The organism is Flavobacteriales bacterium, assembly GCA_016699575.1.
Classification (GTDB): domain Bacteria; phylum Bacteroidota; class Bacteroidia; order Flavobacteriales_F; family PHOS-HE28; genus PHOS-HE28.
In genome coordinates this window covers 191,823-216,095 of sequence record CP064979.1, presented here as the reverse complement: position 1 = coordinate 216,095, position 24,273 = coordinate 191,823, and the positions used below count along the sequence as shown (strand labels likewise).

The 24,273-nt window shown below is 58.9% G+C and carries 20 protein-coding genes; 9 read left to right on the top strand and 11 right to left on the bottom strand.

Annotated features, from left to right (window positions below; genetic code table 11):
- Positions 1–16 precede the first annotated feature (16 nt).
- On the bottom strand, positions 17–817 hold the full coding sequence (locus IPJ76_01010) for a hypothetical protein (GenBank protein ID QQR86835.1): 801 nt from the start codon (positions 815–817) through the stop codon (positions 17–19).
- A 45-nt stretch (positions 818–862) separates the two neighbouring features.
- Here IPJ76_01010 and IPJ76_01005 point away from each other — a divergent pair, with 45 nt between their 5' ends.
- The 9 genes from IPJ76_01005 to IPJ76_00965 all read left to right on the top strand — a co-directional run bounded on the left by IPJ76_01005 (position 863) and on the right by IPJ76_00965 (position 7,397).
- On the top strand, positions 863–1,597 hold the full coding sequence (locus IPJ76_01005; GenBank protein ID QQR86834.1) for a class I SAM-dependent methyltransferase: 735 nt from the start codon (positions 863–865) through the stop codon (positions 1,595–1,597).
- Positions 1,594–2,289 carry a ZIP family metal transporter gene (locus tag IPJ76_01000; protein ID QQR86833.1) on the top strand — a complete coding sequence of 232 codons (696 nt, stop codon included), beginning with the start codon at positions 1,594–1,596 and terminating at the stop codon, positions 2,287–2,289. Before IPJ76_01005 ends, IPJ76_01000 begins: the two co-directional genes overlap by 4 nt.
- Before the next feature lie 66 nt (positions 2,290–2,355).
- Positions 2,356–3,024: a hypothetical protein gene (locus tag IPJ76_00995; protein QQR86832.1), complete on the top strand. Its 669-nt coding sequence runs from the start codon at positions 2,356–2,358 to the stop codon at positions 3,022–3,024.
- Positions 3,021–3,317 carry a transcriptional regulator gene (locus tag IPJ76_00990; protein QQR86831.1) on the top strand — a complete coding sequence of 99 codons (297 nt, stop codon included), beginning with the start codon at positions 3,021–3,023 and terminating at the stop codon, positions 3,315–3,317. Before IPJ76_00995 ends, IPJ76_00990 begins: the two co-directional genes overlap by 4 nt.
- Positions 3,314–4,888 (top strand): DUF4173 domain-containing protein, encoded by a 1,575-nt coding sequence (locus IPJ76_00985; protein ID QQR86830.1) that lies wholly within the window; start codon positions 3,314–3,316, stop codon positions 4,886–4,888. Before IPJ76_00990 ends, IPJ76_00985 begins: the two co-directional genes overlap by 4 nt.
- Positions 4,888–5,358 carry a hypothetical protein gene (locus IPJ76_00980; GenBank protein ID QQR88371.1) on the top strand — a complete coding sequence of 157 codons (471 nt, stop codon included), beginning with the start codon at positions 4,888–4,890 and terminating at the stop codon, positions 5,356–5,358. Before IPJ76_00985 ends, IPJ76_00980 begins: the two co-directional genes overlap by 1 nt.
- Positions 5,355–6,293, top strand: coding sequence for an endonuclease/exonuclease/phosphatase family protein (locus IPJ76_00975; GenBank protein QQR86829.1), 939 nt, complete (start codon positions 5,355–5,357; stop codon positions 6,291–6,293). Before IPJ76_00980 ends, IPJ76_00975 begins: the two co-directional genes overlap by 4 nt.
- Entirely contained in the window at positions 6,290–7,033 is a 744-nt protein-coding gene (locus tag IPJ76_00970) for a hypothetical protein (GenBank protein QQR86828.1), read from the top strand. Before IPJ76_00975 ends, IPJ76_00970 begins: the two co-directional genes overlap by 4 nt.
- A 40-nt stretch (positions 7,034–7,073) precedes the next feature.
- A complete protein-coding gene (locus tag IPJ76_00965; GenBank protein ID QQR86827.1) occupies positions 7,074–7,397 on the top strand; it encodes a hypothetical protein in 324 nt (107 codons plus the stop codon).
- 8 nt (positions 7,398–7,405) lie between these two features.
- Here IPJ76_00965 and IPJ76_00960 read toward each other — a convergent pair whose 3' ends face one another.
- The 10 genes from IPJ76_00960 to IPJ76_00915 all read right to left on the bottom strand — a co-directional run bounded on the left by IPJ76_00960 (position 7,406) and on the right by IPJ76_00915 (position 24,211).
- Positions 7,406–8,272: a hypothetical protein gene (locus IPJ76_00960; GenBank protein QQR86826.1), complete on the bottom strand. Its 867-nt coding sequence runs from the start codon at positions 8,270–8,272 to the stop codon at positions 7,406–7,408.
- A gap of 205 nt (positions 8,273–8,477) precedes the next feature.
- Positions 8,478–9,596 carry an acyltransferase gene (locus IPJ76_00955; GenBank protein QQR86825.1) on the bottom strand — a complete coding sequence of 373 codons (1,119 nt, stop codon included), beginning with the start codon at positions 9,594–9,596 and terminating at the stop codon, positions 8,478–8,480.
- A gap of 17 nt (positions 9,597–9,613) precedes the next feature.
- Complete coding sequence (locus IPJ76_00950) at positions 9,614–10,885, bottom strand: T9SS type A sorting domain-containing protein (GenBank protein QQR86824.1); 1,272 nt, start codon at positions 10,883–10,885, stop codon at positions 9,614–9,616.
- A gap of 57 nt (positions 10,886–10,942) precedes the next feature.
- Positions 10,943–11,434 (bottom strand): YajQ family cyclic di-GMP-binding protein, encoded by a 492-nt coding sequence (locus tag IPJ76_00945; GenBank protein QQR86823.1) that lies wholly within the window; start codon positions 11,432–11,434, stop codon positions 10,943–10,945.
- Between the two features lie 96 nt (positions 11,435–11,530).
- Positions 11,531–11,692 carry a hypothetical protein gene (locus IPJ76_00940; protein QQR86822.1) on the bottom strand — a complete coding sequence of 54 codons (162 nt, stop codon included), beginning with the start codon at positions 11,690–11,692 and terminating at the stop codon, positions 11,531–11,533.
- Between the two features lie 169 nt (positions 11,693–11,861).
- Positions 11,862–20,828, bottom strand: coding sequence for a proprotein convertase P-domain-containing protein (locus IPJ76_00935; GenBank protein QQR86821.1), 8,967 nt, complete (start codon positions 20,826–20,828; stop codon positions 11,862–11,864).
- Between the two features lie 348 nt (positions 20,829–21,176).
- Positions 21,177–21,593 (bottom strand): hypothetical protein, encoded by a 417-nt coding sequence (locus tag IPJ76_00930; GenBank protein ID QQR86820.1) that lies wholly within the window; start codon positions 21,591–21,593, stop codon positions 21,177–21,179.
- Between the two features lie 86 nt (positions 21,594–21,679).
- Complete coding sequence (locus IPJ76_00925; GenBank protein QQR86819.1) at positions 21,680–22,963, bottom strand: aminotransferase class V-fold PLP-dependent enzyme; 1,284 nt, start codon at positions 22,961–22,963, stop codon at positions 21,680–21,682.
- A 5-nt stretch (positions 22,964–22,968) separates the two neighbouring features.
- Positions 22,969–23,376 carry a 6-phosphogluconate dehydrogenase gene (locus IPJ76_00920; GenBank protein ID QQR88370.1) on the bottom strand — a complete coding sequence of 136 codons (408 nt, stop codon included), beginning with the start codon at positions 23,374–23,376 and terminating at the stop codon, positions 22,969–22,971.
- A gap of 73 nt (positions 23,377–23,449) precedes the next feature.
- Positions 23,450–24,211 (bottom strand): enoyl-CoA hydratase/isomerase family protein, encoded by a 762-nt coding sequence (locus IPJ76_00915; GenBank protein ID QQR86818.1) that lies wholly within the window; start codon positions 24,209–24,211, stop codon positions 23,450–23,452.
- Positions 24,212–24,273 lie beyond the last annotated feature (62 nt).

Genomic DNA, 24,273 nt, shown 5'->3' with positions numbered 1-24,273 from the left:
GGGTGCGGGCAGTTATTCACGGAATTGTCAACCCGATGGTGTCCCCGTTCAGGATGATGCCCGAATAACCATCACAAGCGCCTGCGCCGTGGTCGAGGACACGCTGCTCGAGCCCACTGGGCATGATCAGTTCTTTGCCTTCGGTCACCCATGGGCAGTCGAGCGCGTAGCGCAACGGCGTGGACGTGCTGACCGAATAAGCGCGGCCGTCCCGGTCAAGGCCATTGCCGGAGCGGTTGACCACGTATGCGTCATCCGTGTGATCGGTGGTGGTGTTGCCTGCCGTCATGGTGTAGGAAAGCAGACCCTGGGTCTTTAGTGCCCACGCGCCGCTGATCCACACGAAACAGCTGTCGAGTTCCACCGCTTGACCGGCCCCGGACGAATTACCCGACATCGCGAACCGGATCTTGGTCCCGGTGACCGTAAGACCACTGCTCGAAGCAGTGAACGCCCCAGCAGCCTCTCCAAGGACTTCCTCCAATGTGATCGTGAGTGCGCCGGCGCGATCGCGACCATCAATATCCAGGCACCCCCCGTCGGGATAGCGCAAATGCAGCGAAATCGGCCCGTTGGTCGGGAAAGCAGCCGTATCGCCGGTAATACTGTCGATCGTGGCGCAGGTATGTGCCTGGAGCGAGTCCCACGGCAGTTCCCCCGCGCGCAAGGCACGCAGCAGCGGGTACACCGACACCACTGGTGCACTGACCACGGAATGGTCCACCACCATGGACACATCCTCGGCGAGCGGTGTTTGATCATCGTTCTCGCAACCGATGACCAAGCCGGCAAACAAGCAACAAAGCAATGTGCGCATGGCGCAAAAGTACCTCGGCAGTGCGCGCCTACATTCGCGGTCCCGATGCGCAAGGGTTGGTTCAACGATTGGTTCGGCACGCCGTACTACACGATGCTGTATGGTCGGCGTGACGAGGGTGAGGCCCGGCGCCAGGTCGAGGCCATCTTGAGATTGACCGGAACGCCGCGAGGTGCTGCGGTTTTGGACGTAGGGTGCGGCCGCGGTCGTCATGCCCATTGGTTCAGTGGGAACGGGCTCGTGACCGTGGGTTTGGACATATGCCCTGAGGCCGTTGCGGAGGCAGCAGAGCGTGTTCCGACGGCGCTTTTCAAAGTGCACGACATGCGTCAGGCCTTTGGCCGTGCTGACTTCGACCTCGTGGTGAACCTCTTTACCAGTTTCGGATACTTCGATGAGAGAAGTGACGACACGGCCGCGGTCCATAACATGTTCCAAGCGCTGCGCCCCGGAGGATCCCTGGTCATCGACTTCATGAACACGCCACGGGTCATCAGCGCGCTGGTGGCAAGTGAGGAGTGCACCATTGGCCATACACGCTTCGTCATCAACCGACGTGTGCACGACGGCTTCATTGAAAAGAGCATACGCGTTGAGGACGAAGATGCCCGTCGGCATTTCATGGAGCGCGTGATCGCCCTCACACCAGCGGAGATCAGGGACCTTCTCGAACAGGAAGGCTTTCATCTTCGGGGCGTGTTCGGCGATTTCGATGGTGGACCCTATGAGCCGGAAACTTCTGAACGGGCCATCCTGTGGGCCCAACGACCACTTGAATGACCGCCTGGATCGCCATCGGACTTTTTGCAGTGCCATTGCTGGCCGGAGCGCTGATGTTCTGGGTGCGTCCCCAGGGAGCACTGCTGAAACTGAGCCTTTCGTTCAGTGGAGCGTTCCTGCTGGCCGTGGCGTTGCTGCACATGCTCCCGGAGCTGATCCTTGAAGCAGGGGAGGAGGCCGGGGTTTGGTTGTTGGCCGGTTTCCTGTTACAGGTCATTCTCGAGTTCTTCAGTCGCGGATTGGAGCACGGGCACATGCACCTGGGTGCTGGAAGTCGGCTGCCCGCTGCTGTTCTTGTAAGTCTCTGCTTGCACGCCTTCATCGAGGGTGTGCCCTTCGCCGAGCCGGAGGTTGCCAACGATATGCCTTTCGCACTGGGTGTCATGCTGCATCACTTCCCGGTGGCCATAGCCCTGGCTTTGGTCCTGCGTTCGGCAAATGCCGGTGGGCCGATGACCTGGGGCTACTTGGCCGTTTTTGGTGCTGCTGCTCCCGCCGGGATCGCTTTCGGCATGTTCATAGGCCCTCACTTTGAGGAGGCGCTTTCTGCCGCACTCGGCGTGGCGTTGGGGATGTTCCTGCACATCGCGACCACCATCATCTTCGAGAGCAGCAAGGAGCATCGCATCGATCGGTCGCGCTTCGCTGCGGTACTGGTCGGCTGTTTGTTGGCCCTTGCCATGGTGCACTGATCTTTCTTTTCGGGCTTGTGCAATAAACAAGCGTTCATTTACTTTGTAGCACAAAGTACTTTGAGCATGCCGCAACCACTGCACTCAGCCGACCCTGTGCCATCATTGGAGGAACTCGCGCGCATCAGGGGCATCATGGACCGCAGTCAGCGGTTCTTGTCCCTCAGCGGATTGAGCGGTGTGGCGGCAGGGGTGGTTGCATTGGCGACCGCTTTCATCGCACATGCTTGGCTGGGCTCTTTCGGTGTTCAGGGCGATGACCCCTATTCGCCGTTGCAAGCCCCGGGTCGGGATGGCGCCTTGTTGTGGGACAGGGTCGTTACCCTGTTGTTGCTCGGGGTGGCGTCGGCCACTATTGCCATCACATCGGCATGGTGGTTCACGTGGCGCCGGGCGCGCCGCACCGGGCAGCACATGTGGGATGGTGCCGCGACGAGGATGATGCTGCATTTGATGGTTCCATTGGTTGTTGGTGGTCTGTTCTGTCTGGCGCTCTTGGCACACGGCCTTCCGGGACTTGTCGCGCCGGCCACGCTCGTTTTCTATGGTCTTGCCCTGGTGAACGCATCGAAGTTCACCTTGGAGGAAGTGCGTTGGCTCGGCATGAGCCAATTGGCCATCGGTCTGTTCGCCACATTCTTTCCGGGCCACGGCCTCCTGTGCTGGGCACTCGGGTTCGGTGTGCTCCACATAGGATACGGCACGTTGATGTACCTGCGCCACGAGCAGCGATGATCGGCGATCTGGACAAAACCTTCGAGAGCCGCGTGCGCATCGGCATCATGGCGGTGCTTGCAGTGAACACATGGGTGGACCATGCGCAGATGCGCGATCTGCTCAATGTCACTGACGGCAACCTGGCCAGCCACCTTGCTGCACTGGAGAAGGCTGCCTATGTGGAAGTCCGGAAGCGCTTTGTGGGCCGTCGCCCGAACACCAGTTACAAATGCACTACGGTAGGCAAACGGGCGTTCCAAGCACACTTGGACGCACTTGAACGATTGCTCAATAAAGACCTGAGACCATGAACACCATCACGTTGTCCCTGCGACAGTTCGCAACTCCCTTCATCTGGCGCAACGCAGCGTTGCTGGCTTCCCTGGCCGTGCTGAGCGACGCGCTCTTCTGGCAGCATGCACTGGGCGTTAACGTGGTCATTGCCACGGCGGCCATAACAACGGCATTGCTCGTTCGCACGGGTGGTGCCATCGCCATGGAGGCCAAGGCCATGCTCGTGGCCATGGCTGTTTGCAGCGCAATGATCGTGGTGCACGGCAGCTCACTGGCGATCACGCTCACCATCCTCTGGCTCGTTGTGTTCAGCGGGTTCATGTTGGCCCCGGGCTTGCGCAACGTGCTCAGTGCTACCGGGCAAGCCCTGCACAATCTCGCCAGCGTGCCTCTCGCGTTCGCGGAGGGGCTTGCGCAGGCGGTGCCGGAAAAGGGCGCCTCCCGCAAGGGGTTCAGTTGGTTGAAGCTGTCCCTGTTGCCTGTGTTGGTGCTCATGGCGTACTACTGGATCTACCGCGCGGCCAATCCCAAGTTCAGTGCAATGACCGAGGGTATCATGGTGCGCTTGGCGGACTTCATCGATGCATTGGTCCGTGGGCTCTTCACGGCCCATGCACTTTTCTTGCTGCTGAGCGCTGTCGCTTCCGGGGCGCTCTTGCTGAAGCTTGCTCCTGGCACGGTGGCCGCCGCTGAGGCGAGGCTCACGGATGCCATGGTGCGGCTTCGCCTCAAGCGACCGCATTGGAAATCGCCGCTTCCCATGAACGCCCTTGAGCGCGAGAGGCGCATCGGTCTCCTCCTTCTTGTGCTCGTGAATGCCCTGTTGTTGCTCGTGAACAAGATCGACATCGATTGGGTATGGTTCGGTTTCCAGGTGGAAGAGGGGTTCAGCCTGAAGCAGTTCGTCCACCAAGGCACTTGGCTGCTCATCATCAGTATTCTTCTGAGCATGGCCATCCTATTGCGGTTGTTCCGGCGCAATCTCAACTTCCATCCACGCGCCTTCTGGTTGAAACGCCTTGCGCTCCTTTGGCTTGCGCAGAACGCCGTGCTGGCGGTGAGCGTCTTCCTGCGGAACATGCATTACATCGGTTTTCATGGGCTGGCCTACAAGCGCATCGGTGTCATCGTGTTCCTCGCGCTCGTCGTGGCGGGCTTGGCAACGTTGGCGTGGAAGATCCACGCGCGGCGAAGCACGTTCTTCCTCTGGCGCGTCAACGCATGGGCGGCTGTTGCCGTGCTCACAATGCTCTCATGTTTCAATTGGGACAGGGTCATCGTGAAGTACAACCTCGGACACCCGAACCCCGCGGAGATCGACACCGACCACTACCTCGCATTGAGCGACAAAGTGCTGCCCTTGCTCCATCTGCACCGTGCCGATGTGGAACGACAGATGGCCAAGCATGCGACGAACCATGTCCGCTGGACGGATACGCAGGATCCTCTGGTCTTCAATGAAGCGCTTGCCGCCAAGACGCGCATCTTCCTGGGGCGCTGGCAAACGAACGGATGGCAAAGCTGGACCCTGGCGGAACAGCGCACCTACGACGAACTCGTGGGACTGGCCGCGCCGAACAAACCATGATCATGGAACGTGAACGACGAAGGATCCGCAGATGGATCATCTTTTTCATCATCATGCTCGTTCTGAGCGGGCTCACAGCTGTGCCTTTGCAATGGGGCACCGAAATGCTGGCCCAGTGGACGGAGCCATTGGGAGGTGAACTGTTTTCGTGGGCCCGGACCGTGGCTTCGGCGATCGCGGAAGTCGGTGCCAAGTACCCGTTCCTGTTCTACGGTACGGATTGGTTGGCGTTCGCGCATGTGGTCATCGGGTTGGCGTTCGTAGGGCCATTGCGCGATCCGGTGCGCAACAAATGGGTGATCGAGTGGGGGCTTTGGTGCTGTGCTCTCGTCCTGGTGCTTGCTTTCGCCTGGGCACCGGTGCGGGGCATCCCGTTCTTCTGGTGCATGGTGGATGCTTCCTTCGGTATTGTCGGAGCCGTGCCGTTGTGGCTCGTGCTGCGCGATATCAGGAAACTCGAGCGCGCATGAGCATAGGCCTGCCTCGAACAGCACCGGTGCGCACCTTGGTGGTCGTCGGGTTAGCCGCGCTCCCGGCTGTGCTCGTCCTGGGTGACGAAGGGTTCCTGCTGATGTTGGCGCGGTCGTTCATGCGGCAGTGGGCTTTGGTCGTGCTGGTGCTCGTGGTGCTCTTCGCCTGGCGCAGGCAGTGGTTCGAAGCGGCAGCCGCAATGGGCGCCACCATTGTGGTTGCGTTGCAGGTCCCGTGGCTGCCTGCGGGACCCGAGGTGCCAGCAACGGCGCAACAAGCGCTCCGGGTGGCACAATTCAACGTACTACAGCCGAACAGAAGCAACATTGGTGTGCTGGATGCCGTGCATGCTTCGGATGCCGACGTTCTTTCCTTCCAGGAAGTCGATCCGGCGTGGGCGACGATCCTTACCTGCGCTCTTGCGGAAGCATATCCGTTCCATCGTGTGGTGCCACGCACGGATTGTTACGGCATAGCGGTTTTTAGCCGGCTTCCAATAGTGCATTTCGAGGAGGTGGACCTATTAGGTGCTCCCGCTATCGAGGCTCGAGTGAAAACCCCTTCCGGTATCGTAACGCTCACTTCCGTGCACGCGCGTTCACCATTGCCGCATGTGGCCTACTTGAAGCGCAACGCGCAGTTGAACAGACTGGCATCTCGGATACTGAAGGCGAGCGGGCCGCAGGTCGTCGTCGGGGACCTGAACGCCGTGGAATGGGATCATGCGCTTGTTCGGTTCCGTCAGCAAACAGGCCTGGCCGGTGCGCCTGCGTACGAGCCCGCCACCTTTCCCAGTGTGTTCGGGCTGGCGCTGATCCCGATCGATCATATCTATTCCACCAAGCAACTGCGCGTTGGCGCAACGACCACGAAGCACTTGCCGGGATCAGACCATAAGGCGTTGGTTGCCGACCTCCATTGGAACGAACGATGAGCGCAGAACTCCGCAGCAAGCTGATCTGGCTTTCACTTTTCGGAGTGAGCATGGCTTACCTGGAGAGCGCTGTTGTCGTCTACCTGCGGGCGCTGCTTTTCCCCAACGGTTTCAGTTTTCCGTTGCCGCCGTTGCAACCGCTCATCATCGGCACAGAGATCGGGCGGGAGGCAGCGACGATCCTCATGCTGCTCGCACCAGCGGCCATGCTCGCTGGGCGGCGTATGCAGCGGTTCGCTTGGTTTCTCATCGCCTTCGGTGTATGGGACATTTTCTATTACGTGTGGTTGAAGGTGCTGCTGGGCTGGCCGGAGTCCCTTCTTGCCATGGATATCCTCTTTCTGGTACCCGTGCCGTGGGTAGGTCCCGTCCTGGCGCCAAGCCTCGTTTCTCTTGGTATCATCTGCTTGGGCGTCTTCCTGCTGGTCGGTGCGGAACGCCATGGCCGGTTCGGTATGCAGTGGGGTGAATGGTTCCTTTGTGCGATAGGTGCGGGTGCGGTATTGTGGTCGTTCATGGGCGCTCATATCGTGCATGCGCTTGATCAAGGCATCAACACCCTCAGCGACGGACCGGCATACCGGCTTCAGGAAACCGGCCTCGAAGCGGCATTCTCCTGGCCCCTGTTCATCGTAGGCACTACGCTCGCAGTCGTAGGCATCACCCTCACCGGGCGACGGGCTTTGGGGCCTGCGGTTGCCCAGGTCGTTCTATCCAGAGATCGTTCACAAAATCCGTAACCCGGGCGGACCACCAAGCGTTGAAGCGGGCGTCTTGGCCATGAACCCACGCTCCAAAATGGTCGCTGAAGCACGTCTCTTCGTTCGGTTGGGCCTGTTGTCGTTCGTTGGCCTCATTTTCTACTACGCCCACCTGTTCTTGGGCGTATTGAACAACGAATTCATTTTCAAGGCCCTTGCCGTGACTTTCCTCCTCGCAACTATACCGCTGCCCATCATTGCCATGAACAACAAAAAGCTCTTCCCGGAGCTTCACACCCAAGGTAGGCGTGTGCTCACCTTGGCCGCCGTGCTGTTGTTGTTCCACCACTTCCTGATGACGTTCGTTTTCGTCCTCTTCCTCAAGAGCGGCAGCGTCTTCTAGGAGCGGTGCTAGTTGGGGCCGTGTTGCCCGTCGAGCCGCACGCGGTAGGCAAGCATTACCTTGAAGTACGGACCGTCGCCCAGTTCGTGGTCCACATACCCATCGCTTCCATGGAACGAGTAGCGCGGATGGCCCGGCCCTCCTTGGTACTGGCTGAAGGCGGTGTGGCCGCCCTCCAGGCGAAGAACCGCGCGTGCGCCCATCAAGTACGTATCGGTGAACAGACCGACCTGGTTCTCGTCGGTCCGGGCGAAGAAGCCTCCGCGTTCCCCATAGCTATTGGTGAAGGCCTTGAAGACGAACCCCCAATGCAACCACCGCAGCACCTTGTGTTCGGCGTGCATGCTTCCTGGCAGTATCCCCCATACGTTCAGCTTTGGCCCGACCCGCCAATCGATGCCCAAGAGCGGCAGCCAGAAGATCCCGAAGGCATCGCGGTTCGCATAGAAGCCTGCCTTCCAGGTGAGCGATGGTTTCTTGCCGTAGGTTAAGAGCAATGCCCCGCCGGGTTGCAAACTGCTGCGCTCCATGTTGTCCAGCGTGTTGTAGCGTACCAAGCCGGTCAGCAGGAACTTCCAACGTGCGTTGCGCATGGGCGTGAGCCACGTCACCGGTAGTATGAAGCCGGTGAGGCTTTCCGTGGTCTTCTCGGGGAATGCGGTCCGCTGCGGAAGTTGAGCTTGCCAGTTCTCCCAGAGCGGGCTCAGGATGATCTTCCCCTTGCCCAGTGAAAGGGGAAGAGCGAGGGCGAGCTCGGCCCGATCAAGACGGGCCGGACTGTGCGTGAACGAAGCCGCACCCACATCCAGATAGGGCTGTGCAGCACACGAACAGGACAACACCGTGCCGAAGAACCATGCGAGCAGTCGCGTCACTGGCTCAAGATGCCATCTTTTTTGGTGATGCATGTAACATCAGCCGATAGGCTTGCGTTGAAATGTTCACGAGGCCCCGTAAGGCCTCATCTCAAGAAGCACCTGGAGGGATAGCGCCAACAGGCACTGAAAGTCCCGAGCCGGCCCGTAAGCCAGTACCAGGAACACCACCGGAAGCGCGCCCCGTAAGGCGCGCTTCCGCTTTTCAGGCGGACCCAAGCCCTTTCCTTTCCCGCATTGCGGTCATGTGCTTTTCGAATCCATGGTAAAGAAGGAACGCCAGGGCCACGGTGAGGATCCAATGCACGGCAAGGGGCAGGAACGACATCCTCCAACTCTCCTGAACGGCCCCGCTGAACGGAGCAGACAGGAGGGGCATTACGCTGAACAAGACGATCGTGAGGTTCAACAAATACATGGCATAGGACAATCGGGCCAGTTGTTGCACCGGGGCGACAAGCCAGCGTGGCTTGACGGGGTTCCACCCGGATAGAAGCGGCAGGAGCAGGGCGCAGCCGATGGCCTCCAGGTTGTGTTCGAACAGCATTGCGCGTGCGGTGGAATCACCCCGCACCACCAACTGAAGTTTGAACGCGATCAGCAGCGCCACGCCAGCAACAGCCAGCCACCTGCGGTTCGATCGCCACCAGGCAGGCCGCACGTACGCCAACCAAGCAGCCGTAGCACCGATGATGATATTGTCCAAGCGCATACATACCATCCGGCGTGCGTGCGCATCGATGTGCGGAACGTCGATGCCGTGGTGGAGCTTCCAGGCCCTCAAGATGGCTGGTATGGCCAGGAAAAACAGTAGAACGGGCCACATAGCAGTCGTCCGGGCATCGCGACGCATGCGCAGGCAGATCAGGAAAGCGATCGGCAGGAGCACATAGAACCATTCCTCTACGCCAAGGCTCCAAGCTTCCGCGAAAAACTTGTCCTGGGGTTGGAAGAGGTTCTGGGAAAACAGGTAGTACGACCACCAGTGATCTGGTATGCGCGCCCCGTTGGACCAATGCCAGAACAGGACAATGGAAAGGACCAGGAGGTAGTTCGGGACCGTACGCCACCAACGCCTACGCCAGAACAATAATAGGTTGCCGATGGTGCTGAGCTTTCCGCGCTCGATGAGGTCGAACAAGATCCGGCCGATGAGGAACCCGCTCAACGTGAAGAAGAGCGTTACCCCATCAACAAGCATCGGTGCACGCCAGAGTTCTTCGTCGACGAGCTGGTCGAAGAAGAAATATCCATGCTCGTACATGACCAAAGCAATGGCCACCGCACGAAGCAGGTCGAGACCGAAGGTCCGTTGATGTGGCACGGGCGCGAAGCCCGAACTTACGGTTTCACGAATTGCCGGGCATTCACGCCAGAGGACGACCACAGCAGGTAAGCGCCGGCTGCTAGACCGCTTATGTCCAGCAAGTGGCTCGTGTTGTTGGCTTGGGCATTCATGAGAGCACGTCCCTGCATGTCATGCACTGTCAAGCGGCCCAAGTGAGCCCCAGCGGAAACGAGCAATTGGTTATCGCGCAGCACAACGGTAAGCTCAGAGCCCGGCGTGGTCTCAGGTATCGAATTGGAGAAGTCCGCACAAAGAGGGTAGAACGGCAAAGCCAAGGTGTTCGTGGTGCCTTGAACAAAGGCCTGCGAAAGGGACGGGGTGTCATACGGTTGATCAGCCGCGCCCATGACCAGCTGTCCCCCGCTGGGTGCTGGTTGGCTCATTTGCAGTTGGTACATGCCTGGCGGGAGACAGAGGTTCGCCGTGTCCATCTGCGCCGCTCCAAGCGTCATCTGCCCGGATCCCAAGCTTGTGGCGCCCAGCGAGTCCAGAACTTCCCATGCGAATGTGGAGTTCACCATTGCGCCGCCCATGTTACCTATGGAAATGGAGAGTGGAGAGCAAGGTCCGGGGGGGCAGAGTGATTGATCCACCGGGAAGGCACATGCCTCAGCCGTGTAGAAACCGGTCCACAGTTGCAGCGTGCCGATGACGGTGCCCGTGGGGAGCATTGCCCCCGGCTGAACGGACAACGTATGGAGCTGTGGACCCACCCCGATGCCGAAGTAGTTCACGGTTTCGATGGCAATGGTATCGCCGTTGTCGTCCAACAGTATGAACCCCGGGTAGTCGAACAGCGCGCTGCTGTAATTCTCAACCGTCACGTTCACGGTTGAATCATCGAACGCCCCGTATTGGAGTTCCATGATGAACAGCGAGTCACAAGGGCTACCGCCGCCGCTTACGGTAAAGACATGCTCCGGTGCTGGCGCGAAGTCGCCAAGACCGGTCCCGTTCAGACTGATCGTGTATGTTCCCGCAGGCAACTGGCCGATCGGGATCACCTCGTTGTGCGGTACGATCACCGCCAACCCGCCCGGGTCGGCGCAGTTCACCGTCAGTTCGACGGAACTGCCAAGGATCGATGCGTTCGCGCTCACCACGTACGCCCCCGTACTGGAAAGCCCCCCCACCAAGCTGATGGAGATGTTGTCCGTCGTGTTCGGAAAAGTCGGCGATATAACGATGTTGTCCACGTAGAAGTAGGTCTGGGAGGCCAGCGTGCCGGCGGTGAACAGGCCGGTGAGGAGGATCGGTAGTCGCATGGTGCGTATCTGTTGCCAAGATGACGCAGACCGGGCCGGGTGTGCTGCCCCGCTCGATCAGCTTTTCATGTTCTCGTACTGCAGCGGCACTTCGAAGTTGCTCTGCTTGCACAACGCGATGACATCCTGAAGGTCGTCGATCTTCTTGGCTGTGACCCGTATCATATCGTCCATGATCTGGGGCTGCACCTTCAAGCCGCTGTCTTTGATGGCCTTCACGATCTTCTTGGCCTTCTCACGTTCAATGCCTTGCTGAACAGCAATGGTCTTGATGACCAGTTTTCCGCTGGGCTGCGGTTCCTTGCTCAGGTCGAACGCCTGAACATCGATCCGTTGCTTGGTGGCCCGCTCCAATACGATCTTCTCGATCGCATCGAGCTTCATGTTGTCCTCAGTGCTGAGCTTGATGGCCAGGGTCTTCCGATCGAACTCGATGCTGCTATTGGAACCGCGCAGGTCGTAGCGGGTTTCCACTTCGCGCTTGGCCGTGTTGATGGCGTTGTCCAGCGTCTGGACGTCCACCTTGCTGATGATGTCGAAAGAGGGCATGTGGTGATTTGATGTCCAAAGGAAGCACCACGGCCCGATCCTTCGGCGCAACACGCTTCGGACCGGGCCGTTCCACCGGAATACCGGAACGCCTGATCAGCCGATCACTTTGGCGTTGGGATAGCGTTGCTTCCAGAACTCCAGCGCCTTGAGGCTGGCCAGTGTCACGGTCGTGCGCGCATCCAACTGCACTTTGATCGCTTTCAGGCCCTCCTTCACCTGTTGGGTGAGGATGAGGGGCTTCTTCTTGCGGGGCATGGTCCTACGTTTTTATGGAAGACGCTTTGAAAAGACCGTGCCGTGCGCTGATCCCGTTAAAGGGCGTTAATCACCTGACGATCCTGCTGAGCGCCCTACGCTTTCGGCAGCCGGGAATGACGAAGGCCGACCCTTTCGGATCGGCCTTCGCCTTGGTATGCCGGAGTGCTTACTGGATGCTCAGGCGCTGCACGCTGTGGCGGTCGCCCATGGTGATGTCCACCATGTACATTCCGCTGGCCAGTGAGTTGCCCAGGTCAAGGACCGCACGAAGCTCGGTAGCGCCTTCGGTGCCGATGGAACGGGAGTGGACGCGTTTGCCGAACATGTCGTACACGTCGATCTCGACATCATGTTCTGTTCCCGAGAGTCCAGTGATCGATAGGTTGACAATACCATCGCGAACCGGGTTCGGGTAGAGCACCACACCTTCCTGAGAGCGGTCGAATGTGACGTTCAGGTTATTGCCGGCGAATGCCGGGTTGTCGATCGTCACGGTGCAGATGTTTCCGCAATATCCGCTCCATACCCCGTTCACGAACACTTCGACCTGGACGTTGTAAGTCTCGCCGTCGAGCAGCGTGTAACTGGCCCAATTCAACACGCGGACGTAGCTTGTTTGGGTGATCACCCGATCGCCAACGACTGGAGCCAGGGGGCCATTGGGGCCATCAGGATCAAGGGCCCCTGTGAACTTGAACCTGTACTGGGTTGCACCAAGCACCGGAGTAGCCCAAACCTTGTCGCTGTAGCCGAACGAACGGGTAACACCACAGCTATGCGTGGGAAGGTCCGTATCGTCGATCAACTGAACACAACCCTGTCCGACAGTGACGTCCAGCGCCATTTCGCAACCGCTGCCCCAATTGTCATTGAAGAAGCCATCGTTGGCCGCATCGCGACGGGCACGAACGAAATAGTGGACACCGGCAACGAGCGGACTTGTTTGCAGCTGGCTCAGTTTCACGAAACGATTGGAAACCGTGATGCGTCGGCGATAGGCTTGGTCAGGGTTCACGAATTCGAACATGTACAGACCTGTACCGGGTGTGGAGGTGGTGAACACCTTGTTCGACAGCGTGTTGTTGAACACACCGCACTCACTGCTTTCAATGTTCGAGGGGCCTTGTGGCAAGCAGAATTCATGACCACCATAGGTCGGGTTCGCACCAACAGCAGGCGATTGGTCACCATCGTAGATCGCCGACCCCGTCAGTGTTCCGCTACCGTGGAAATTATCGCGCAGCAGCAATGCACCTCCGGGTGTCCTCACTTCCCAGCGCCCTTCACCGTAGAGGCAGCACATACCATCCCCGAACGCGTCGTAAATCCTCAAGGTAAAGCAGTTGCCGAACGTTACTGGCAAGCAGGCCTGTTCAACCGTTTGTAAAGTGCCGGTGGCCGCCAAGTCGTTGTATGGGCCTCCTGAGGCTATTGCTGCGATCTCGAGCGCATCGTAGATCTCCCATGTGGTCTCCGACCCCCAACGGTCTTGGAATATGTGGATCGAGACAGCCTCGCCGGAGGCATCGAAGCTGGAACCATCAGCGTCATTCGCCGGGATCTCATCAGGTAAGCTATTGGGATTAGCGGTTGCTACGTCCAATGTATGCGGACCCTGGGCAAGCAAAGTCGCCGGTAATTCGACCAGTTCTGTTGCGTTGAAAGCCAGGTTCCCCGTCCACTCATAGGTCTGCGGGGCACCACCATCGAAGCTGAAAACAATGTCAACGGTGGTCAACGGCGCTGCGCCATGGTTCTTGATCTCAACCACGGCGGCAATGTTCGATGTGCAGACCAGGTCGTTCGGGTAATGCACACTGTCTATGCCTGCATCGTTCTGTGCCGGTACGGTGACCTCAACGCCGAACGTGCCTTCCGTACCGATTCCACCGGCATTGTAAACAAGCAATCGGTAGTCCGTGTTCGGTGTAAGTGCGGGCAACAGGAGGTCCTCGCCCTCAGCCGAAGTAGCGCACGCCACCTCGTTCGTGGCTCCCAACGGTGTGCATGCACCGTCGTATAGCACGTAGTTCAGAGTGGGGGCGGTGTAACCGAAATCATCGTTCAACAAGCTCAAGTAGGCCGTGGCATTCACCCCGCTGTTGAACGTGTACCAAACGCCCTGGACGGTCCCGACAAGGTTGCACGTCGGGTTGACATCCGTGAATGCGCATGTGTTGTCGCCCGCTGTTGGAACGCTCAAGCCATCGTTCAAAACGGGGACCAACGTGGTCGCGTCCGCGCAACGATCGTTCACTGTGACCGGTGTGCAAGGAGCGGTGCATATGATGGAAAGTGTGTAAACACCTGATGCTGCTCCTGAACCGTGGACGGCTATGTAGTACTCCACATTGGCCAACGCGAGGAAGTCAACCTCGGAGGAGTTCGCACTGCAACCGGCCAGGTCATCATTGAAGGTCATACAGCTCAGGTTGTTGCAATCAGGCCCTTCGAACACGGAGATCCGTGTGTTGTACGAAGCGACGTTGCATGTGCTGAGCTTCACCTCCTGGTCAACAGGCGAACTGAACTTCCACCAGTTGACGCCACCCAGAGAAGGGGCACCCAGGAACGGGCAGGCATTAACGGGCAGGGTGTTGGCCATGCCTGAAGTGTTGCCTTGCACAGTTGTGCCGCAGCCCAACAGTTGGGCTTGGGAGCAATCATCCGTGGGAACGATGCAAGTTGCCGTGTAAGCGTAAGTGTTAACGCAACTGCCGTCATTCACGCTTGTGAGGCTGATACTGAGGTTGGTTCCATTCGGGTAGGTCCCCAAGGTGTAGGTACCCGGCCCAACGTTCAGCACGTTGTTCCCCAACCCATCACTGATGTCCACTCCGGTGTGCGATCCGATGTTGGTTACGGTCACGTCAACGGAGAAGTTGAACAGGTCGAGGCATGTGTGCGAAACGGTTGCCTGAGGTATGAAGCATGGCGCTTCAGTGACACAGAAGTAATCGATCGCCATGTCGCCTTCAAAGCCGGTGGCCTCGGTCGTTCCGGTTATCCGGAAGCTACCGGTGGTGGCCGGAAGGTTCGTGAGCGTTACCCTCACTTCCTTCCATGGGCTCGCCTCGGTTGTTTGGTCGGGATCTTCGCCGCTCCGGCTGAACAAGGTGGTCCAGTTGCCTGCCCCCACAGGAGACTCCATCTCCAAGGTCAGCGTGCCCATTGCGCCATCGTTCCCGCACATGTGGTACCAGAAGGACACCACGGGCTGGTTGGCCAATGTGCTGAAATCAAAGGCAGGGCTGTACAACTCGGCTTCGCGGCTGGCGCAAGTTGAAGCTTCGATGTAGAGGTAATTGCCGGTGGTCGTACCAGGGAAATAGTCAATGCTCGGTCCGGTAATCGTACTTCCGGTACCATTTTCATCCGTGAGCCAGTCCGTCCCCGAAGCACCTTCGTTCACGTTGAACCAGCCCAATGCCGGCGCAAGGGTGTTCACGGTAGCACAGGTAACACCACTAGTGGTATAGCCCTCCAGATCGTTGCAGTACGGGTAGCTGTTCACCAACAGGAGCGTTGACCCGGTCACCGGACCAACCGCCACGGCGTCGCCGGCCGGGCAGGTTTCCGTCAAATAGAACTGGAAGCTCTCCCCACTGGCCAAACCACCAACCACCGCTGGTGGGGGCAGTGCGCCGGATACTACAGTGCCTGTGCCCTGTGTGAATCCAACTGGACCGTATTCGATCTCGTAGCCTGTGTTGGTCGCGCCAGGGGTCCAGTTCAACGTTACGCTGTTGAACGTGTTCGACGCAACGGCCAAGCCCGTTGGTACATCCGGGCAATCCGGTGTGACCAGGGTCGGTATCAGGCACCACTGGACAAGAGACCCCACGTCGGTTGTGGCGTCGTCGGTCACGCTAAGGGTCCATGTCCCCTCGAACAATTGGGTATCGAACCCGCTCAGCGCATCGGCCAGTGTTCCACTGGTCCGGTACTCACCGATCAACGGAACCGTGGTGACGGCCCCGCACACTATGGTCGAAGCGGCCTCGTCCGAGAACCGGACATTAATGCTGTCCTTGCTCGCGCACTGGTCGTTCATGATGTCGATCACCGTGCCGCCCGGGCTGGTAAGCGTAATGTCCAGATCGGCCAGATCCGTGTGGTTGATCTTGATCACCAAGTCCAGATCGGTGATCCGTTCGCCCATCATCGGTCCGGTGACAATGGTGCTCATTACGTTACCGGCATCCGGTATCGCGGTCACGGTACCGTTCGAGTAAACACCGCACTGCACTGTGGGCGGGCAGACGAACGACAAAGTGCCGAGTGAAGTATTGCACAAAGCATCCTGATTGTGCACCACGTTCAGAGCCACCGATGCTGCACTTGCGAACGGACCAACTGTTACAACACCCGTGGTGCTCACATTGTCAACGAGTACTGTAGGTGCGCCGCCGTTCACCGAGCCAACGATGTCCACATCCGTTGCATCACCGAGGCTGGTGATGTCAACCGATACGGAGTACTGATAATTGTTGCAATCCTCCACGACGGTGGCTGTGGCCGTAGGCGCCGTGCAATCGAAGCAGAAAACCTCCCACAACCAAGGATCGTAGGTGGTGGAGGTCGCACACTGCACCGAACCGTCGGAGGTGAACGTCATGTGCAGATATTGCCCAGTGGCAAGCACGTCCACAGCGAAGAAGTCAGGGTCAGTGGTCAGAATGCCACTGCCCGCCGGACCAAGGTTACCGGTGTTGGCCGGGTTGGCAAAGAGGATCGGGTAGGTGTTGTCCGGGCCGTCATAAATGGTCAGGTCGTCGAACGAGTTCGTTTCCAGTGTTCCGCGCAAGAAACGCAGGCGCAACGTGCCTGTTCCACTGGCGAAGTAGGTCCAGCTTTGGTTGTCGTTTGCAACATAGCAATAGGTGCTGCTTTCTGCGGGTGCACCGCATAGAATGCAATCCACGTCCGCACTGAAGGTGCCCAAGTCCACATCGCAGTTGCTGTTCGTGGCGTGTATGATCGACAGGTCAACCACATCGGTACCGAGGTAGGGCCCCATGGGATAGGTCTGAAGTGCGCTGACGTCATTGTGGACCACGTTGGCCGCGCCGCCGTTCACCACTTCAACAATATCAACCGTGGCCGAGTTGCCCAGGCTCGTCAGGTCCACATCCACCGTGAAATCGCCCGTGGCGCAGTTCAGGTTCTGGGAAGTGCTTGCAACGGGCGATACACAATCAATGCATGTTACGGTCCACTCCCATTGATCGTAATTGGTAGCTGTGGCACATTGCACCGATCCGTCAGACGTAAAGGCCATGTGGATGAAGCCGCCCGAACTGAAGACGTCCACATTGAAGAAATCCGGGTCGGTGCTCAGAATGGCACTACCAGCCGGGCCCAGGTTACCAGTGTTGGCCGGGTTGGCGAACAGCACCGGAGAATTACTGTCCGGGCCGTCGTAGATGATCAGGTCGTCGAATGAGCTTGATTCAACGGTTCCACGGGCGAACTGCAAACGGAGGATACCTGCACCTTGGGTAGCGTACGTCCACGCTTGGTTATCGCTGGCCACGTAACAATATGTTTCGCTGACGGGTACGCTCGGCGAACATTGTACGCACGTGAGGCTGTTGTTGAAGGTGAAGATCCCAAGGTCGGCCGTGCATTGGGTGAAAGCGGGGTGTACCACCAGCACCTGCACGCTTGCAGTGTTGGCATAGGGGCCAACGGTATAGACCTGCAATGCGGCGACGTCGTCGTGCACCACCGTCGGGGCACCCCCGTTCACGATCTCAACAATATCAACTGTGGCGGCATCGCCAAGGCTGGTGAGGTCAACATTCACGCTGAACGTGTTGGTTGCGCAATCGCTCACGTCAGCGCCCGTGGCCACCACCGGTACGCAGGGCAATTGCTCGCGCACACAGAAGTCGTCCATGGCCATGTCGCCTTGGAAGGTCAGTGTATTGGTTCCGGTAATGCGGAACCTGACGATCGGTCCGGGGAAGGCATCCAGGTTCAACCAACCCGTGTGGTTCCACACATCACCCTGATCACCAGTTTGGGTGAAGATGGTGTTGTAGACCCCAGGAGCATTGGTCACATCCTCCACCGCCACGGAGAAGGTACCCATATCCCCGGTCGCGTTGTCCCACATGTGGTACCAAACGGACACCTCGGCACCGTTGCCGGCGTTCAAGCTGGAGATATCGTACAGTGGGGTCTCGGCGATGCGGTCAGGGCACACAGTAGACGTTTCGATGTAGAGCCACTTGCCGGTACCGCTTGTGTGGTCGAAGATCGGACCCGTGTTCGAGCTAGGCCGCGAACCGGTCCAAGTACGCCAGGTGCTAGTGGTGATGTTCGACCACCCTTCTTCAAGCGTGCATCCTGTGGTGCATGTGCTTGACGTAGAACAATTCGTCCATGTATCGAAGTCCTCGCAAGCCGGAAAGCTGCTGATAGGGCAGTTGTACGTAACGGCCGGCAGGGCAAGATCACAGGTGGGGTCCTGGTTGTGCAGAACGGACACCACCACGTTTTCGCCTGAGTTGAAAGGGCCAACGGAATAAACCTGGATGGCGGAAACGTTATCGTGGTAAACGGTAGGAACACCACCGTCCACACTGGCCACGATATCCACATCCGTCGCCAAGTTGCCCAATGCAGTGAGGTTAACGTCCACGTTGAACTGGCTGGTTGCACAAGCCGGAACGACCGATGCCGTAGCTGCGGATTGGGTGCAGGTGATGAAGTTCAACTTCACGAATTGGATCGTCGGGATGTCGCCATTGGCGGCATCACAGAACCGGAAGATCCATGTTCCACTTGCTGGACCGCCATTGTTCAAGTTGCTGATCGGCGTGTGCGGGTTGAATGTTCCCGTGACGTTGTTCGTTAAGGTAGTGGTCATGGCAGTGCCACCGTCCTGCAAGCGGAAGACAGCCGTTGGGCAATTCAACGGATCTCCAAGGTTATCGCCTCCACCGAAAACCCCGGTGCTGATCAGAGCGGCTTGATCGCCATCCGGACTGATCAGTGTCAGGCGCAGGTCGCTGTTGAACGTGTGGGAGGTGATCAGTTCAACCGACTGGAGGTTAACATCGGTACCGAGAGCGGTACCTGGTGCTGTTACCACCACACCCAGGTTCAAATTGTTCTGCGTGGCGCATCCGTTGTCGGGAACGGCAATGCCCAAAGCGCAGGTGTTGTGTGCTCCGCAGGTAAGCGTGCTGTTGAAATTGCCCAGGGAAATGTTGCAAGCCGGGTCGCCTGCATGCACCACGGTAACCGAAACCGGGCTGCCAATGGTGAATGGTCCAAGGACATAAGTCCCGGGTGCCGTAACACCAGTGATCGGTGTGCCGGCCGAGGGAACCAGATCCACTGAAGCAGCGTCGCCCAATAAGGTCAGATCGACCGTCACGAAGTACTCGTTGTTGGCACAACTGGAGCCGCTCACCTGCGCCGTAGCGACTGGTGGCACACAAGCCAAAGCTTCGCGCACGCAGAAATCATCGAATGCGGCGTCACCCTCGAACGTGCCGTTCTGGGTCGCCCGCACCCGGAACCTGACCAAAGGGCCAGCCACAACCGCGTCAACATCCAACCACCCAGTGTGCAACCAAATGTTGCCCTGTGTCCCCGTCTGGGTGAACAGTGTGGTGTAGGTGCCCGGGCTGTTCGTAAGGTCTTCCACCTCCACGGTGAAGGTGCCGATCTGCGCACCGAACATGTGGTACCAGAGTGACATCTCCGCTCCGTTCCCGGCAGTGATGGAACTGATATCATAGGTGTTGCTGACCGCAATGCGCTCCGTGCAGTTGCCAGAGGCCTCTATGTACAAATATCGTCCAGTGCCGGTGCTTGGCCCGTTCGGGTTGTCCGTGTCGGGGCCGGTGTTCAGGCTGTTCGCCGTGCCGCTCGTTTCCACCAACCACCCCGGTGTGCTGGTGTTGGTCCAACCTTCTTCCAAAGGCTGCACGAAAGTGCAACTGGTACTGGCGGTACCATCCGTAAAGGCGTTGAACGTCTGGCAATACGGATAGCTTGTTATTGGGCAGTTGGCAACTGCTTGGGTAAAGTTCCCCAAGTTCAGCGTGCAGATGTTATCAGGGGAGGTGACGATGGTGATGGTCGCAGTTGTGGCCAATGCAAAGGGTCCCATAGCGAACATGCCCGGAGCAACAACTCCGGAATATTGCGTTGTCGGCGTGCCGCCCACGGTGTGCACAAGGTCAACACTTGTATTGCCCGTTCCCAGCGCCGTAACGTCCACCACTACCGAGAACTGACCGTTCGCACAATCCAGTGTGGTACTTGCGGTTGCTGCCGGCGGAGCGCAGTTCGGGCCGGTCCATGTCATGGTAAAGCCGTTGGCAGGTGTGATGACACCGGTAAGCGCAGTGTTCGCCATTGCGCATGTATTGGTGTTCAGCGTACCAGCTGTCGTGTTGTTCCAATCCGTGGTGGTGGTCCGGTTGTTGAAATCGGTAGCAGCATGCCCCCCTAGTCCCACTTGGGCGTAAACCGTGCTGGCCACCGTAGGGCTGAAGAAGTTGGAACCCCACACCACATCAACGACGTTCGTTGTCTCATTGAGGCGGATCTGGAAGTTGATGATGTCCCCGTTGGCCCCGACCGTGCCGGAGGCCCTCTCGTAGTTCGACCATTGCACCACCAGTGTCCGGTTGGGGGCGGACCCTATGGTCTGGTACCGCAGATCCGAACCACTGCCCACACCTTTGCCACGAATGTCGCGTCCAAGCGCCGCAATGCGGCTCCGCAACTGTGCCGGAGTAACGGCCGTTGTGGTGCTCAAAGGAACCGTTGTCGTCGGCATATTGACCGCTGTGGCACCAAGTGCTGATTGGCCCAAAGAGATCCAGCCATCAGTGCTTACAGCGAACCGATCGAACGTCACCCCGCGGAACGTGAAATCGAAACCGATGGGCAAGCCTACACCCGTGCTTGTTGTTCCACCGGCAGGCACGCCCGGATCAACGAACTTCTGGGCGCCGTTCGTTTCGGTACCTAGAACGGAACCGCCTGATATTGGCGTATAGGTCCCGACCGATTGGCTGTATGCGTACAGCGAAACGGTTTGCGCGCTGACGCCGGAACAGAATGCCAAGGCCAGCGCTAACGCGGTTGTAATGCGTTTCATCATGCTGAGGTGTTGGTGTTGGGTTTGTCGATGGGTGTGGAACCTGTTCAGCGGCTCTTCAGGATCGTGTTGTTGGCATCCGATAGGAAACTTTGATGCGGTAGCGCATCGCACAGGTGCGTTGCAATTGTAAGGAAGTACAACACGGTCAGGGTCAGGAAAAGTTTTCACCACGGGAGGCAACCATCGTCGGGTCAGTTCGTACGGAGCAAGTCTCCACAGAGTAAGTAGCTGGATTCCAGGAACAGCGGTCTGGAACTGCTGATGATCGGTTAACGTGAGCACGAGCCTTCGGGCTGTGGGGTGTTGGGAGATCCGTGGACCGTGCGCACTTATATACCGCCAAAGCACTCACTCCACGATCGCCCGCATGCGGTTCCCCCGCGGTTCATGCGTCAACTCAGCCATACCGAGCGCCTCGAGCAATGGGGGCAGGTATACCGCGAACCGCCCGCGCACGCCCGGCTTCAGCCCGTACCACCCCCTCATCGGATTGAGGGTGTCGCGTCCCCATGCCTCCACCGTGTTGGGCTTCGGCTTCTTGTCTTCATCGCACTCGCCCAGATCCATCCAATCGCGGTGCCGGCGCAGCATGTTGTAAAGGTCCTCAACCGCGCGCATGTGGTAAGTGATCTTATGGCTGGAAACCAAGAACACCAATTGCGGTGGTACCGCTTCGGGGTCTTTGTAGGCTTGGTACTCCGATGAGCCGGACGCGGTCTTCAGTACCCAGGGATCAAGCTTCGTCCCACTGCCGTTGATGGCCATTCGATCAGCTGCGCGCGGGTCAGGTCAGGGCGTGCGCGGCGCGAACATAGGTGCATGGCCGAACGCTTGACAAGTCCCCCGTCCGATCAGCCTTTTGCAATGGCGGTAACGCCTTCGAGCAGGCGGTCGAGTTCGTCCAAGGTCGTGTACACGTTCGGTGTCACACGCACGTGATTGAAGCCCGCTTCTGCCCCCGGCGCGCCCTCGCGTTCGATCGCAACCGTGTGCACCTTCCATTTCGCGAAGAGCTCCTCGCTGATGGCGGTGGCCTTTTTGCCGTCGATGCTGAAGACCCCGATGGCGCACCCGAACCGGGGATCGGTGGAGGTCCTGAGCGTGACACCGGGCAAGGTGGCCGCCTGGTCCATCCAGTAGTTCTTCAGTTCGTGGATGCGTGCCTGCTTCCGGCCGGAGCCAATGAAGTTGTGCAGGTCCAGTGAGTAGCCGGTGGCCATCTCTATCGGGAAGCTCCGCGTGCCGAGCGTCTCGAATTTGCGGATGTCCCCGCCCTGAGGCTTGTCGTTGCTCAACAGCGGCCACACCTTGCCGATCTTCTCCTTTTTCACCCACATGAGCCCGTTGCCGAAGGGCGCGCAGAGGAACTTGTGCAGGCTGGTGCCCCAATAGTCGGCACCGAGGTCGGGGATCTTGTAGTCGAGCAACGCGAAAGAGTGTGCGGCATCCACGAGCACCTCAATGCCCCGCGCGTGCGCTGCGTCGGCAATACGGCGGACCGGGAGGATCTGCCCGTTCCAGTTCACGATGTGCGTGATGTGCACCAGCTTGGTCCTTTCCGTGAACCTGCTGATGAACGTCTGGGCCATGGCTTCCTCGTCCTCGCTCGGCAATTGCGCATCGGCATGCACCAGCTTTATCCCATCGCGCAAGGCCCTCTGTTTCCATGCGTTGGCCATGTTGGGATAGTCGTATGTGCTCACGACCACTTCATCGCCGGCCTTCAGTGGTAATCCGAAAATGATGGTGTTGAGCGCCTCAGTGGCGTTGCGGCAAATGGCGAGTTCATCGTGCGGCACACCGGCCAACGCCGCCAGGTTCATCCGCAATGGCTCACGGTCCTGGTCCAGGATGCGCCACATGTAATAGCTCGGCGCCTCGTTGCACATACGGTTGTAGTGGTCCAACGCCTCCATGGCCGCGCGCGGCGTAGGACTCACGCCGCCATTGTTCAGGTTGATGAGCGTTGGGCTGCAAGCGAAGGCTGCGCGGATCTGCCGCCAGAAGTCCTCATCGTTGCCGCCGGGGCCGGCGACGGGAAGCAATTCCGGGAACGCAGCGTCCAATGACTTGTGGAATGCAAGACCACCGAGCAGCGCAGCGGTTTGCTGGATGAAGGAGCGGCGGTCGGTCACGCGCGCTAATGTGACGTAGGCTGCCGTTGGTCCTTCGATGGGATGCCGCTGCGCTCCACGGCGGTGATGAAGTACTTCGTTTCACCCCGCCAAGGCAACCTGGCGTAGCGTTCCACGTAATGGAGGTTCACGCGTTCACCGGTGAGCGATGCTTCTTCAAGAACGCGGTAGAGGGAATCTTCACCGTTCTCGACGCTGAAGTTGAACACCTCGTTCAAAGCGTTGCCGTTCGGTGTCACCGCGCCGAACGTTTGCAGGTTCAGCTGGCCCTCCCACGTCTTGAACACCACGCCGCGCTTGCTCAGTTTGATGACCATGCCTGCACGCGTGCCCTCGCTATACGAAGCGTAGTAGAGAAAAAGCACCCAGGCCACGAAGAGCCCGAGGATGATAAGCCCCGCGCGCACGGCAATGCGTTTGAAGCGTTGGCCGATGGAAGGTGCTGAAGGAGCGTTCGGTGTTGTGTTCATAGTGAAGGCGACAAGTTCACTTGCCCGTTTTGAATTTATTGATGGCGTTCACCGTGAATTCGCTCAGCACCAAACGGCCGCTCATTGCCGCGCGTTCCGTGAGCAGTGCATCCCATTGCTCGGTCCCTTGCCAGAGGATGCGCTTGAGTTCGGCCATGGCTTCAGGACTGTAACCGGCCAGCTCCGCGGCATGCGCGTTCACCGCGGCATCCAGGTCCTCCAAGGTCGGGTGCACGCTGCTGTACAGACCTTTCTCGCGGCACCATTCGGCATCGCGCCAAGCAGCCGGTGTGAAGGTCATGAGCCCGAACGCGCTTGTGCCCACTTTGCGCTCCACGGCAGGGCCCACGACGAACGGCCCTATGCCGATGGCCAGTTCGCTGAGCCGTGCCGAACTGCTTGAGTGCGCATAGCTCGCGTCGCACGCTGCGGCCAAACCGACACCGCCACCAACGGCTTTGCTGTGGATGCGGCCGATGACGAAGCAGGGCGAGGTGCGGATCGCATTGATCACACCCGCAAAGCCGCTGAAAAAGGCGGTGCCCTTCTCCATGTTGTCGATGGACAGCAGTTCATCGAAGCTTGCACCCGCGCAGAAGGCTTTGTCGCCATCGCTGCGTAGCACGATCACTCGCGAGGCCTTGTCCTGTCCTGCTTTGTGGACGGCTTCCGCCATGCCGCGTAGCACATGCCCGGGCAGGCTGTTGCTTTTGGGGTGGTGGAAGGTGACCGTGGCCACGCCGCCGGTCGAGGTGAGGTTCACATATCCGTCTTGCATCGTTGCGGGCCGGTGGTCCGGCTGCCGACAAACTTCGGTAACGGATCGCTGGCATCGGGAAG

Excerpts from the sequence above, each read along its gene's own strand:
- IPJ76_01010 (QQR86835.1), bottom strand. The coding sequence starts at position 817 with ATGCGCACATTGCTTTGTTGCTTGTTTGCCGGCTTGGTCATCGGTTGC.
- IPJ76_01005 (QQR86834.1), top strand. The coding sequence starts at position 863 with ATGCGCAAGGGTTGGTTCAACGATTGGTTCGGCACGCCGTACTACACG.
- IPJ76_01000 (QQR86833.1), top strand. The coding sequence starts at position 1,594 with ATGACCGCCTGGATCGCCATCGGACTTTTTGCAGTGCCATTGCTGGCC.
- IPJ76_00995 (QQR86832.1), top strand. The coding sequence starts at position 2,356 with ATGCCGCAACCACTGCACTCAGCCGACCCTGTGCCATCATTGGAGGAA.
- IPJ76_00990 (QQR86831.1), top strand. The coding sequence starts at position 3,021 with ATGATCGGCGATCTGGACAAAACCTTCGAGAGCCGCGTGCGCATCGGC.
- IPJ76_00985 (QQR86830.1), top strand. The coding sequence starts at position 3,314 with ATGAACACCATCACGTTGTCCCTGCGACAGTTCGCAACTCCCTTCATC.
- IPJ76_00975 (QQR86829.1), top strand. The coding sequence starts at position 5,355 with ATGAGCATAGGCCTGCCTCGAACAGCACCGGTGCGCACCTTGGTGGTC.
- IPJ76_00970 (QQR86828.1), top strand. The coding sequence starts at position 6,290 with ATGAGCGCAGAACTCCGCAGCAAGCTGATCTGGCTTTCACTTTTCGGA.
- IPJ76_00965 (QQR86827.1), top strand. The coding sequence starts at position 7,074 with ATGAACCCACGCTCCAAAATGGTCGCTGAAGCACGTCTCTTCGTTCGG.
- IPJ76_00950 (QQR86824.1), bottom strand. The coding sequence starts at position 10,885 with ATGCGACTACCGATCCTCCTCACCGGCCTGTTCACCGCCGGCACGCTG.
- IPJ76_00945 (QQR86823.1), bottom strand. The coding sequence starts at position 11,434 with ATGCCCTCTTTCGACATCATCAGCAAGGTGGACGTCCAGACGCTGGAC.
- IPJ76_00940 (QQR86822.1), bottom strand. The coding sequence starts at position 11,692 with ATGCCCCGCAAGAAGAAGCCCCTCATCCTCACCCAACAGGTGAAGGAG.
- IPJ76_00935 (QQR86821.1), bottom strand. The coding sequence starts at position 20,828 with ATGATGAAACGCATTACAACCGCGTTAGCGCTGGCCTTGGCATTCTGT.
- IPJ76_00930 (QQR86820.1), bottom strand. The coding sequence starts at position 21,593 with ATGGCCATCAACGGCAGTGGGACGAAGCTTGATCCCTGGGTACTGAAG.
- IPJ76_00915 (QQR86818.1), bottom strand. The coding sequence starts at position 24,211 with ATGCAAGACGGATATGTGAACCTCACCTCGACCGGCGGCGTGGCCACG.